The sequence below is a fragment of the Mycobacterium sp. genome, from assembly GCF_032162605.1.
GTDB lineage: Bacteria > Actinomycetota > Actinomycetes > Mycobacteriales > Mycobacteriaceae > Mycobacterium.
On sequence record NZ_JAVROT010000585.1, the window covers coordinates 19,417 to 30,353 of the forward strand.

At 66.7% G+C, this 10,937-nt stretch carries 12 protein-coding genes and 2 pseudogenes; 6 read left to right on the top strand and 8 right to left on the bottom strand.

All coding sequences use genetic code 11. The annotated features are described in order from the left end of the window. The first annotated feature begins 4 nt into the window (after nucleotides 1-4). The gene (gene hypD / locus QOI01_RS32705) at nucleotides 5-1,132 is read left to right on the top strand and encodes a hydrogenase formation protein HypD (protein ID WP_526387818.1); all 1,128 of its coding nucleotides are present in this window, start codon (nucleotides 5-7) and stop codon (nucleotides 1,130-1,132) included. A 4-nt stretch (nucleotides 1,133-1,136) separates the two neighbouring features. On the opposite strand, the gene QOI01_RS32710 is transcribed toward hypD, so the two are convergent. Together QOI01_RS32710 and QOI01_RS32715 are read right to left on the bottom strand one after the other, a co-directional pair. Next, nucleotides 1,137-1,331, bottom strand: coding sequence for a DUF3046 domain-containing protein (locus QOI01_RS32710; protein WP_526387819.1), 195 nt, complete (start codon nucleotides 1,329-1,331; stop codon nucleotides 1,137-1,139). Between the two features lie 19 nt (nucleotides 1,332-1,350). Next, nucleotides 1,351-2,523 (bottom strand): glycosyltransferase, encoded by a 1,173-nt coding sequence (locus tag QOI01_RS32715; protein WP_526387821.1) that lies wholly within the window; start codon nucleotides 2,521-2,523, stop codon nucleotides 1,351-1,353. A gap of 75 nt (nucleotides 2,524-2,598) precedes the next feature. Between QOI01_RS32715 and QOI01_RS32720 the strand changes: the two genes are divergently transcribed. Together QOI01_RS32720 and QOI01_RS32725 are read left to right on the top strand one after the other, a co-directional pair. Next, entirely contained in the window at nucleotides 2,599-3,036 is a 438-nt protein-coding gene (locus tag QOI01_RS32720) for a limonene-1,2-epoxide hydrolase family protein (protein WP_526387823.1), read from the top strand. Then, the gene (locus tag QOI01_RS32725; protein WP_526387825.1) at nucleotides 3,033-3,449 is read left to right on the top strand and encodes a DUF5313 family protein; all 417 of its coding nucleotides are present in this window, start codon (nucleotides 3,033-3,035) and stop codon (nucleotides 3,447-3,449) included. Before QOI01_RS32720 ends, QOI01_RS32725 begins: the two co-directional genes overlap by 4 nt. A 4-nt stretch (nucleotides 3,450-3,453) precedes the next feature. Here the strand turns inward: QOI01_RS32725 and pspM are convergent, their stop codons facing one another. The 4 genes from pspM to pgsA form a co-directional block, all read right to left on the bottom strand. Beyond that, the gene (gene pspM, locus QOI01_RS32730; protein ID WP_526387827.1) at nucleotides 3,454-4,275 is read right to left on the bottom strand and encodes a phage shock envelope stress response protein PspM; all 822 of its coding nucleotides are present in this window, start codon (nucleotides 4,273-4,275) and stop codon (nucleotides 3,454-3,456) included. Nucleotides 4,276-4,299: 24 nt separating this feature from the next. Continuing rightward, the gene (gene pspA / locus QOI01_RS32735; RefSeq protein ID WP_526387829.1) at nucleotides 4,300-5,112 is read right to left on the bottom strand and encodes a phage shock protein PspA; all 813 of its coding nucleotides are present in this window, start codon (nucleotides 5,110-5,112) and stop codon (nucleotides 4,300-4,302) included. Nucleotides 5,113-5,261: 149 nt separating this feature from the next. After that, complete coding sequence (clgR, locus tag QOI01_RS32740; RefSeq protein WP_526387831.1) at nucleotides 5,262-5,597, bottom strand: transcriptional regulator ClgR; 336 nt, start codon at nucleotides 5,595-5,597, stop codon at nucleotides 5,262-5,264. A gap of 107 nt (nucleotides 5,598-5,704) precedes the next feature. After that, nucleotides 5,705-6,286, bottom strand: a complete 582-nt coding sequence (gene pgsA, locus QOI01_RS32745; protein ID WP_526387833.1) for a CDP-diacylglycerol--glycerol-3-phosphate 3-phosphatidyltransferase — start codon at nucleotides 6,284-6,286, stop codon at nucleotides 5,705-5,707. 42 nt (nucleotides 6,287-6,328) lie between these two features. Between pgsA and QOI01_RS32750 the strand changes: the two genes are divergently transcribed. After that, on the top strand, nucleotides 6,329-6,844 hold the full coding sequence (locus QOI01_RS32750; RefSeq protein WP_526387834.1) for an amino-acid N-acetyltransferase: 516 nt from the start codon (nucleotides 6,329-6,331) through the stop codon (nucleotides 6,842-6,844). Between the two features lie 64 nt (nucleotides 6,845-6,908). Here QOI01_RS32750 and QOI01_RS32755 read toward each other — a convergent pair. Then, nucleotides 6,909-7,752, bottom strand: a pseudogene (locus QOI01_RS32755) (type IV toxin-antitoxin system AbiEi family antitoxin). Between the two features lie 80 nt (nucleotides 7,753-7,832). After that, on the bottom strand, nucleotides 7,833-10,346 hold the full coding sequence (locus tag QOI01_RS32760; protein WP_526387836.1) for a DNA translocase FtsK: 2,514 nt from the start codon (nucleotides 10,344-10,346) through the stop codon (nucleotides 7,833-7,835). Nucleotides 10,347-10,490: 144 nt separating this feature from the next. Here QOI01_RS32760 and QOI01_RS32765 point away from each other — a divergent pair, with 144 nt between their 5' ends. Together QOI01_RS32765 and QOI01_RS32770 are read left to right on the top strand one after the other, a co-directional pair. Then, nucleotides 10,491-10,802, top strand: coding sequence for a putative quinol monooxygenase (locus tag QOI01_RS32765; protein ID WP_526387838.1), 312 nt, complete (start codon nucleotides 10,491-10,493; stop codon nucleotides 10,800-10,802). Nucleotide 10,803: 1 nt separating this feature from the next. Next, nucleotides 10,804-10,937, top strand: a pseudogene (locus QOI01_RS32770) (SDR family mycofactocin-dependent oxidoreductase); the annotation flags it as partial.

Here is a 10,937-nt window from a genome sequence, read left to right on the forward strand (position 1 = left end):
AAGCATGAAGTTCGTCGACGAATTCAGAGACCCGGCGGCAGCCCGCGCCCTCGTCAAATCGATCACCGAGCTCGCAGCCGGCGACCACTTCAAGTTCATGGAGGTGTGCGGCGGTCACACCCACACCATCTACCGTCACGGCATCGAGCATCTGCTGCCAGAGTCTGTCGAACTGGTGCACGGACCAGGGTGTCCGGTGTGCGTGATCCCGATGGGCCGGGTGGACGACGCGATGTGGCTGGCCGAACAGCCCGGCGTCATCTTCACGACGTTCGGCGACATGATGCGGGTGCCCGGGTCCAGGGGCAACCTCATCGATGCGAAAGCCCGCGGGGCGGACGTTCGATTCGTGTACTCCCCGCTCGACGCGCTCAAGGTCGCCATCGACAACCCCGACCGGCACGTCGTGTTCTTCGCAGTCGGCTTCGAAACGACGGCGCCGTCCACCGCAGTCACGCTGGTGCGGGCGCGCGCCCTCGGCGTCAAGAACTTCAGCGTCTTCTGCAACCACGTCACGATCGTTCCGCCAATCAAGGCGATCCTCGAATCACCCGACTTGCGGCTTTCGGGCTTCCTCGGCCCCGGCCACGTGTCCACCGTCGTCGGGATACGGCCATACCGATTCGTGTCCGAGGTATACGGAAAGCCAATGGTGGTAGCGGGTTTCGAGCCGTTAGACATCCTCGCGTCGGTGCACATGCTTCTGCAGCAGATCCGCGAGGGACGCTGCGAGATCGAGAACCAGTACACGCGCGTCGTGCGGTCCGAAGGCAACACCCAAGCGCTGAAGTTGATGTCGGAGACGTTCGAGCTGCGGCCGCACTTCGAATGGCGTGGGCTTGGTTTCATCTCGCAGAGTGCGTTGAAGATCCACCGCGACTACGCCGAGTTCGACGCGGAGTTGAAGTTCGAGATGCCCGGCATTCGGGTCGCCGACCCGAAGGCATGCCAATGCGGCGAGGTGCTCAAGGGCGTCATCAAACCGTGGGAGTGCAAGGTGTTCGGAACCGCGTGCACGACGGAGACACCGATCGCCACCTGCATGGTCTCGCCCGAGGGCGCCTGCGCGGCCTACTACAATTTCGGCAGACTGCACCGAGAGACGGCGCAACTGCTGGGCCAGCGCGGCTAGGTCGTCACCACTGGTCGCGCGGTACGTCGAAGTCGGCGCACAACGCCCGCCATATGTCGCGGGGATCGATTCCCGCCTCGATGGCCTGTGCGGCGGTTCGCCCGCCGAGGCCGCTCAGCACGTGATCGACGAGCAGCGAGGTGCCTCGCACCTGGCCGAACTGCCCGTGGACGAGTTCGCGGAATTCCGTCAGCCGCACGCCACCAGCCTACCGAGACCTAATCGGTCGACGCCAGCGCGTCGTGGCACACCCGTACCGGATCGGCGACGTCCCCTGCGGCGTCACCGGCCAACCGGGCGTGCTTCCGGTAACCCGGGGACGACAGCACCTCACCCACCGCTGCGGTCAACGCCTCACCCGTCAGCGGCCGGATCAGTCGTGCACTGCCCTGGCGCACAACGCGATTGGCAATCTCCCACTGGTCTCCCCCACCGGGAACCACCACCATCGGCACGCCCGCGAGCAGCGTCTTGGCCACCATGCCGTGGCCACCGCCGCAGACCACCAGATCCGCGTTCGCGAGCAATTCGTCCTGACGACCGAGTCCGACCACGGCCCACGGCGGCACCGCCGAATCCGACCCGCCCAGCCTGGACACCACTACCCGCGCTCCGTCGGGCAGCGTCCCCCCCGGCACCAACGACTCGAGTGCCACGTCGGCAAGACCCCGGGTACCCGTGGTCGCCGTCGACGGTGCGACCACCACCACCGGGCCCGCGCCGTCCGGAATCTCCAGCAGCACCGACGTCGGCTCAAAGTGGAGCGGCCCCACGACGACGGCCTCGACGGGCCAGTCCGGGCGCGGCACCTCCAGGGCGGGCAGAGTGGCGATCAGGCGCCGAAGCGGCCCGGGATCGGATGGAGGCAAACCGATCTCGACGCGGGCGGTCGCGCGCTGCCGGTCACCTGCCCTCACCGAGCGCGCGGTCAGCGCCCGCATCACCGCGTCACGGAGCCTGCCCCGGATTCCGACACCAGGGGCCAGTCCGCTACCGAGCGGTGGAAGGCCCTTCGACGGCCGGTACAGCGGGTGCGGGTTCAACTCGACCCACGGCACGCCCAGCATCTCGGCGGCCATGCCTCCGCAGGAGGTGATCACGTCGGACACCACCAGGTCGAGAGCCAACTCCTCGAGTCGCGGCGCGTTCAGCACGGCCATCCGGGCCGCTCGCCGGTGGAGCTTGGCTCCCGAGTCAGCATCGTCGTCGCCGTCGATGGGATCGAGACCTTCGAGCAGCACGGAGTCGATTCCGGCGCCCCTGGCGGTATCCAGCCACTCCGCACCGGTGAGCAGTGTCGGTTCGTCGCCGGCCGCGAGGAACTTCAAACACAGCGCGATCGCAGGAAAGGCGTGTCCGGGATCGGGCCCGGCCACCACCGCGACGCGCATCGCCCTACCCTGCCACAGCCTCCCGGCAACGGGCGATGAGCGCTTGCGCAAAGAGCAAAAGACTACTGTGGGGCCATGACCGACCAGACATCCGCCGTGCCCACAGTCGACAACAAGGCGACTGTCCAGCGATTTCTGTTCGCGGTGCAGAACGAGGACTTCGACACCGCGGACGCACTGCTTGCCGACGACGCGAAATGGCAGAACGTGGGATTCCCGACCATTGCCGGTCGCCGGCGCATCGTCAAGCTGCTGCGTAGCGGTGAGGGCCGCGCAGGCTTCGAGGTGAAGTTCCATCGCATCGCGTCCGATGGCGCGTCGGTCCTGACTGAACGAACCGACGTCCTGGTGTTCAAGGCCTTGCGACTGCAATTCTGGGTATGCGGTGTGTTCGAGGTGCACGACGGGCGAATCACGTTGTGGCGTGACTACTTCGACTTGTTCGACTTCTTCAAGGCCACGTTGCGTGGGCTGGTGGGAGTCGCGGTCCCCTCGCTGCGCCCGACACTATGACCAGCGACTCCGTCCGCACCAAGCCGACCGTTCTGCAGTACATCGGGTACTGCTACGGAAAGCGCCTGCCGTCATCGATGCTGCAATGGGTGGCCGACGACCTCGCGGGACCCCGTGCCACGCTGCGCATGATGGTGCGAGTGTTCATTCCGGCGGTGCTGATCCTCACGCCATTCTGGATAATCCCGATGTCGTTGTACCTGCATCTGTCCACCACGGTGCCGATCCTGATCCCGTTCGTGTTCTTCTCCCACGCGCTGAACAAGGTGTGGCGGCGTCACATGCTGCGCAAGCACGGGCTGGATCCCAGCCTCGTCGACTACCGGGCCCGTCAGCGCGACGCCCACATCCACGACGCCTACGCCGAGAAGTACGGGCCGCGATCGGGTCCGCCGAGCAGCAGCGCCGTGTGAGCGTTCAGGCGCCGCGCAGGTGGCCGAGCTCGTCGAAGGCCTGCGCCCAGCCGGCCAGTCGGTCGGTGGCGCTGCCGAGTTCGTAGCGGTAGCGCTGAGCCGACATCGGCGAGCTCGACAACGACCCGGAGTTCGCGGCCGAAACCAGCTTCGCTGCGGCCTCCACCATTTCGTCGAATTGCCTGACACCGCTGTCGAGTTGAGCGACGAATGCCCGGATGGTCGGCGTCAGGTGCGGCCGCGACTTCGGGGCGGCAGTCGCGGCCCGTTCCATCGATACGACCTCGTTGGCCGTCGCCGTCATGGTGGCGACGGTCTGATTGGCCGCGGCGACGACGTCGCGCAGTTCTTCCTGCGGCAACATCCGGCCGCGCTCCATCACCCCGATGAGCGAGAACAGGCCGCGCTCGGCGGACGTCAAGGCCGCGATCGGCTGGCGCGCCGCCGATCCCCACGGCGGCAGGCGTCGCACCCGGCGCTCCGCCGGAAGTGGCTCACGCTTGAGCCAGCGGTACCGCAGGAAGGACAGGGTCGCGAGGAACGCCGCGCCGACGGCGATGGCGCCGGGTATCGGGAGCGCCCAGGCGGGCACTACGTCCCAGGAGGCGAGCACCCCCGTCACCGCAATCCAGAGAACCGTCGAGAACGTGAAGAACAGACCTGCCCGCAGTGCCCACCTGCGCTTGCGCAACAGCTTGGCGCGCGGATCCGCTGCGGCGCCGAGCTTCTGCGCCACCACGTCGGAGAGTTCGGCGGCAGTGTCGACGCCACGTTGCAGAAGAGTGCGCCAGGCCTCTTGCCGTCCCGTCCGAGAATCAACCGCCATGGTCCGCGCTACCTAACTTGAAAACTACTGCGAGAGTGGGTTTTCCGGCGCAGCGGCCGGCGGGTTAACGGCAGGGGCCGCGGGTGTCGAGGTGGCATCGCCCGACGGAAGGGCATCTCCGCGCATGGACGCGCGGATCTGCTCCAGCCGCGAGTGGCCGGCCATCTGCACACTGGCCTGCTGGATCTCCATCATCCGGCCCTGGACCGAATTCTGTGCGAGTTCCGCCGAGCCCATGGCGTTGGCGTAGCGCCGCTCGATCTTGTCGCGAACCTCGTCGAGGCTTGGCGTGCTGCCGGGAGCGGCGATCTCGCTCATGGACCGCAGCGAGGCGCTGACCTGTTCCTGCATCTTGGCCTGCTCGAGCTGGCTGAGCAGCTTGCTGCGCTCGGCGATCTTCTGCTGCAGCACCATCGCGTTCTGCTCGACGGCCTTCTTGGCCTGCCCGGCGGCCTGCAGTGCCTGGTCGTGCAAGGACTTCAGGTCCTCCACGCTCTGCTCGGCGGTGACGAGCTGGGCCGCGAACGCCTCGGCGGCGTTGGTGTACTCCGTGGCCTTCGCCGCGTCGCCGGCACCAGTCGCCTGGTCGGCCAACGCCAGCGCCTGGCGGACGTTCACCTGAAGCTTCTCGATGTCGGCGAGCTGGCGGTTGAGCCGCATCTCCAGTTGGCGCTGGTTGCCGATCACCGACGCGGCCTGCTGGGTCAGCCCCTGGTGCTGGCGCTGCGCCTCCTCGATGGCCTGCTGGATCTGCACCTTGGGATCGGCGTACTCATCGACCTTGGAGCTGAACAGCGCCATGAGGTACTTCCACGCCTTGGTGAACGGATTGGCCATCGGTTCGTTCCGCCTTCGTGTTCGAATGGGGCCAGTGTGCCTGTCCCCGGGATGGGCTCGGCAAGCAAATGTGCTTTCGCTACCCGCCAACTTATCGGTTGCCCACAGATCACCACACCCCTCCGCGTGTTTCCGACGGATGGGTGCCCTCAGGCCACCGCCATCGAGACGACCTGCGGGATGACCACCCTCGTGGAGAAGTCGATGGTCGAGGCACTGGCGGTCGCGACCGACAGCGGCGCTGCCTGTTCGTGCCGCTCCATGGTCTCCCCGGCGTCGGTCAGTACGCGCGACAACGGCACCTCCAAGGCCCCGCAAATGGCACTCAGAAGCTCGCTGGAGGCTTCCTTACGCCCGCGCTCCACCTCGGAGAGATAGCCGAGGCTGACACGGGCGTCGTCGGACACCTCGCGCAGCGTGCGTCCCTGCGAGAGCCGGGCCTGACGCAGGACGTCGCCGATCACTTCGCGAAGCAATATCGTCATCGCGGTCTCCTCACAACGAAAGACGTGGTCAAAGATCAATTCGAGTTCACTAACAACCTGAACGCCCGTACCCGTCGGAATGGTTCCCACCACGCGGATCTACCGCGTCACCCGCGGGATCTGCGCACCGCGGAAACCAGGTAGTCCACGCCGGTGAGCACGGTCAGGACGATCGCGGCCCACATGAACACCCAGGCGCTCATCAGCCACGCGCCGTGCAGCGGGAGGACGAACAGACCGATCGCCACGGACTGGACCAGCGTCTTCAGCTTGCCGCCACGACTCGCGGGGATCACGCCACCACGGATGACGGCAAACCTGAGAACCGTCACCCCGATCTCACGAACCAGGATCACGGACGTCGCCCACCACGGCAGATCGCCCAGGAGGGACAGGCCGATCAGTGCCGCCCCGATCAACGCCTTGTCGGCGATGGGATCGGCGAGCTTGCCGAACTCCGTCACCATGCCGTAGCTGCGCGCCACGGCGCCGTCGAAGCGGTCGGTGATCACCGCCACCGCGAAGACGATGAAAGCAACCACTCGCCAATGTGTTTCGTGGCCGTCGCCGACGAACAACGCAACCAGGAACACCGGCACCAGGACGATGCGGAGCCCGGTAAGCACGTTTGCGACGTTGACCACGCTGACCCGCGGGGTCAACGGATCGACGTCAGACTGACCCGGCACGGCATCAGAGTATCCGTTCGCCGAACCGATACCCTCTCAGCTGTGAGTGGAGCGCCTGAATCGGACGTCCCGGTGGTCCGTCGCGCCCGTACCTCGGACGTGCCCGCCATCAAGTCGCTGGTCGACTTCTATGCGGGCAAGATCCTGCTCGAAAAGAACCTCGTCACCCTCTACGAGGCCGTGCAGGAGTTCTGGGTAGCCGAGCTCGACGGGGAGGTGGTCGGCTGCGGCGCGCTGCACGTCCTGTGGGCGGACCTCGGCGAAGTGCGCACGGTCGCCGCACACCCGAGGCTTCACGGCCGCGGTGTCGGAAACGCCGTCGTCGAACGCCTGCTGGACATGGCAAGGGAGTTGCACCTGCAACGGATCTTCGTGTTGACCTTCGAGACCGAGTTCTTCAGCCGACACGGCTTCAGGGAAATCGAGGGCACCCCGGTCACCGCCGAGGTCTACGACGAGATGTGCCGCTCGTACGACATCGGCGTCGCCGAATTCCTCGATCTGTCCTACGTCAAGCCCAACATCCTGGGCAACACCCGGATGCTCCTGACGCTGTAGGTAGGTGTCGGCGTCGGCGAGCGTGACGCCACTGCGAGAATTTCGCCCGTATTTCGCAGTGGGCCTACCTTGGGCGCGCTCGGGCCCGTGCTACCCGGCCGACGATGCTGCCGTCGGTGTTTTCGGCCGTCACTCGCACGTCGTTCCAGCCCAATTCCGTGACCGCGCCGTGGCGCCTGATGTCCCTGTCCAACTGGCGGCGGGTCTTCCGGTGGTGCTCGCCCTCATAGTCGACACCCACCATGACGTCGCGCCACCCCAGGTCCAGCTCCGCAACGAGCTGTCCATGCTCGTCGCACACCGGGACCTGCGTCTCGGGACGCGGGAAGCCCGCGCGGATGAGCAGCAGGCGCACTCTGGTTTCCTGCGGTGACTCGGCACCGGCGTCAACCAGGTCCAGCGCGACGGCGGCCCCGCGGATGCCCCTTCGCCCCTGGTACCGCTGCGCGATGAGTTCGACGTCGAGCCTGGTCGCGCGGGCCAGCGCATCGATCGCGGCGACGGCGGGATCGAGCGGGTAGCGGCAGGCGATGTCGAACGCCGTACGCGCAGGCGTTGTCACCACCACCCCACGAACTGTCCCGACTTCATCGGGCTCGTGACGATCCGACCACGCGTGAATCCCGCTGGGCGGACGCCGATTGTCGTGGAGAATCTCGGAGGGGGCGTCGTCATCGACCCACTTGGCGCCGTGAAGGGCCGATGCCGAGCAGCCTGCGACCACCGCATTGCGCCCCGACCACAGCCAGGCCGCCTTGCCCCGCACCTCCGGGTGATCCGAGTGTCGGGCGAGACGTAGACATCGCGATGGATCGCAACGAATTGCTGCGCAATGCATATGGCGTCAAGTGACCCGCCGCCAACGCCTCGCTACCTACGAAGGGCTCCCCATGCCGGGAGTGTGCCAACGACGTCCGACAGGTCGCCCAACGTGACGCCACTGCGAAGAATCGGCTCAAAACTCGCAGTGGGCGCACGTTCGGCGCCGTCAGTCGTCCTCGGCGTCGCCACCATTGGCGTCCGAGCCGCCGCGGATCAGCATCAACGTCCCCGCTAGCTCGTCGGGCTTGACCAGTACCTCACGCGCCTTGGACCCCTCGCTGGGGCCGACGATGCTGCGGGTCTCCATCAAGTCCATCAGCCGGCCTGCCTTCGCGAAGCCCACCCGTAACTTTCGCTGCAACATCGAGGTCGAGCCGAACTGGGAGGACACCACCAGTTCAACCGCCTGAAGGAAGACGTCCATGTCGTCACCGATGTCGGGATCGACGTCCGTGCGATCGTTGGTCGCCTTCGCGGCGGTGACGCCCTCGGTGTAGTCGGGTTCGGCCTGGTCCTTGCACGCGGCGACGACGGCGTAGATCTCCTCGTCGCTGATGTAGGCGCCCTGGAACCGGACCGGCTTGTTGGCGCCCATCGGCAGGAAAAGCCCGTCGCCCATGCCGATCAGCTTCTCGGCGCCCGCCTGGTCCAGGATCACCCGGCTGTCGGTCAGAGACGACGTCGCGAACGCCAAGCGGGACGGCACGTTGGTCTTGATGAGCCCGGTGACGACGTCGACCGACGGCCGCTGCGTCGCCAGGATCAAGTGGATTCCTGCGGCGCGGGCCTTCTGGGTGATGCGCACGATGGCATCCTCGACGTCACGCGGCGCGGTCATCATCAGGTCGGCCAACTCGTCGACGATTGCGACGATGTACGGATACGGCTTGTAGACGCGCTCGCTGCCCAGCGGTGCGGTGATGACCCCGGATCGCACGTTCTTGTTGAAGTCGTCGATGTGACGAACCTTGTTGGCCTGCATGTCCTGGTAGCGCTGCTCCATCTCCTCGACCAGCCAGGCCAGCGCGGCGGCCGCCTTCTTGGGCTGCGTCACGATGGGCGTGATGAGGTGGGGAATGCCTTCGTACGGCGTGAGTTCCACCATCTTCGGGTCGATCAGAATCATCCTGACCTCGTCCGGGGTGGCCCGCGACAGAAGCGAAACCAGCATGGAGTTGACGAAGCTGGACTTGCCGGATCCCGTCGAGCCGGCGACCAGCAGGTGGGGCATCTTGGCCAGGTTCGCCGAGATGAAGTCCCCCTCGATGTCCTTGCCCAGTCCGATCACCAGTGGGTGGTGGTCGCGGCGGGTGGTCGGCGCGGTCAGGACGTCGGATAGACGCACCATTTCACGGTCGGTGTTGGGCACCTCGATGCCGACGGCCGACTTACCGGGGATGGGTGCGAGCATGCGGACGCTCTCGGTGGCCACCGCGTAGGCGATGTTCTTCTGAAGCGCAGTGATCTTCTCGACTTTGACGCCTGGTCCGAGTTCGACCTCGTAGCGGGTGACGGTCGGGCCGCGGGTGCACCCCGTGACGGCCGCATCGACCTTGAACTGGTGAAGCACCGACTGGATGACTTCGATCATCTTGTCGTTGGCCGCGCTGCGAAGCTTCGGCGGATCACCGGCGACCAGCAGGTCCAGCGACGGCAGTGTGTAGGGCCCCTCGACGACCCGATCGAGCGACAGCGTCTCCTGCACGCCGTCTGCGGGCGTCGGCGCCCCGGGCTTCTTGCGCCGCGCGCGGACCTTGGGCTCGGGCACGGTCGGGGTCTCGTCGGCGACCGGCTCCAGTGGATAGTTCTCCATCGGGGTTCCCGTCGGCTGCGGCGCGCCCGGCCACTGCGCCTCGTCGCCCCGGTAACTCGCGGGGTCGTCGTAATAGCCGTCGGAGAGGTCGTCCGCTTGCTCGACGGACTCCTCGTAGTACTCGTCGTCGTACTCGTCGTACGCGTCACCGCGGTACGCGCTCAGGAACATCGACCGCATCGCCGACGGAACCTCGCGGATGGTGGTCCCGGTCACCAGCAGTAGACCGAACAGCACTCCGATGATCAGCAGGGGTGTGGCGATCCACGGGGTGAGCCCATCGGAAAGTGGCCCGCCGATCGCGAAACCGATGAATCCCGCGACCCGCTGACGGTCGGCGGGGTCAAGCGGTGCGCCCGACCAGAGATGCCACAGACCGAGCACCGGCAGACTGATCATGGCGGTGCCCAGAACGAGCCGCGGGCGGGCCTCGGGATGCGGCTCGGTGCGCATCAACACGACGGCCAAGGCGGCGAGAAGGATGGGAAGCAACACCACTGCCGACCCGATGACCACACGCACGACGGAGTCGATCCAGCCTCCGACGGGTCGCGCCGCGTCGAACCACGAGCTGGCGGCGAGCACCACGGACACGGCGAGCATTCCGAGTGCGATGCCGTCGCGGCGGTGCCCTGGCTCGAGGTCGCGGGCGCGACCGACCGATCGGGCGGTGGACCCGGCGCCCCTGGCCAGCATCAGCCAGCTGGCACGGGCGCCCTTGCCTATCGCCGAGCCCGCGGTGGCGACGGGTGAGGACGTGCGACGTGGGGCAGGTTTGCGGCGGGGCGCGGCGGGGCGCGGCGAGCGCGTTCGGGCCTTTGAGCTGCTCGAACGAGCTCCCGAACGGGCGGCGGTCTTACTAGCCATGGAGGCCAGACTAGTCGCATCAGTCACAGATTCACCATTAGCCACACTGGTCACAATTGAGTATCGGTGCGGCCGGCGACCACCCGTCGAGCGCGCTGGGTAGTGTGATCGACGCCGCACCCACTCATCGAGGAGTATTCAGCCATGCCAGTCGTCGTCGCCATCCTGACCGCCAAGCCCGAGTCAATCGACGCTGTGCGAGATGCCGCCAAGACTGCGATCGAGGCCGTCCACCAGGAGCCGGGCTGCGAGCTGTATTCCTTGCACGAGGCCAACGGCACCTTCGTCTTCGTCGAACAGTGGACCGATGACGCGGCGCTGAAGGCTCACAGCGGCGCTCCCGCAGTCGCCGCCTTCTTCGGTGCCATCGGCGAGCACCTCGACGGTGCGCCCGACATCAAGGTGCTGCAGACCGTCGTCGCCGGGGATCCCGCCAAGGGTCAGCTTCGGGCCTGACGTGGCTGCGCCCGACGGCCCGTTGAAGGGCAAGGTCGCCTTCATCACGGGTGCGGCCCGGGGTCAGGGGCGCAGTCACGCAGTGCGATTGGCGCAGGAGGGCGCCGACATCATCGCCATCGACGTCTGCAAGGC

Excerpts from the sequence above, each read along its gene's own strand:
- QOI01_RS32715 (WP_526387821.1), bottom strand. The coding sequence starts at position 2,523 with ATGCGCGTCGCGGTGGTGGCCGGGCCCGATCCCGGACACGCCTTTCCT.
- QOI01_RS32720 (WP_526387823.1), top strand. The coding sequence starts at position 2,599 with ATGACCGACCAGACATCCGCCGTGCCCACAGTCGACAACAAGGCGACT.
- QOI01_RS32760 (WP_526387836.1), bottom strand. The coding sequence starts at position 10,346 with ATGGCTAGTAAGACCGCCGCCCGTTCGGGAGCTCGTTCGAGCAGCTCA.
- QOI01_RS32725 (WP_526387825.1), top strand. The coding sequence starts at position 3,033 with ATGACCAGCGACTCCGTCCGCACCAAGCCGACCGTTCTGCAGTACATC.
- pspM (WP_526387827.1), bottom strand. The coding sequence starts at position 4,275 with ATGGCGGTTGATTCTCGGACGGGACGGCAAGAGGCCTGGCGCACTCTT.
- hypD (WP_526387818.1), top strand. The coding sequence starts at position 5 with ATGAAGTTCGTCGACGAATTCAGAGACCCGGCGGCAGCCCGCGCCCTC.
- QOI01_RS32765 (WP_526387838.1), top strand. The coding sequence starts at position 10,491 with ATGCCAGTCGTCGTCGCCATCCTGACCGCCAAGCCCGAGTCAATCGAC.
- pspA (WP_526387829.1), bottom strand. The coding sequence starts at position 5,112 with ATGGCCAATCCGTTCACCAAGGCGTGGAAGTACCTCATGGCGCTGTTC.
- clgR (WP_526387831.1), bottom strand. The coding sequence starts at position 5,597 with ATGACGATATTGCTTCGCGAAGTGATCGGCGACGTCCTGCGTCAGGCC.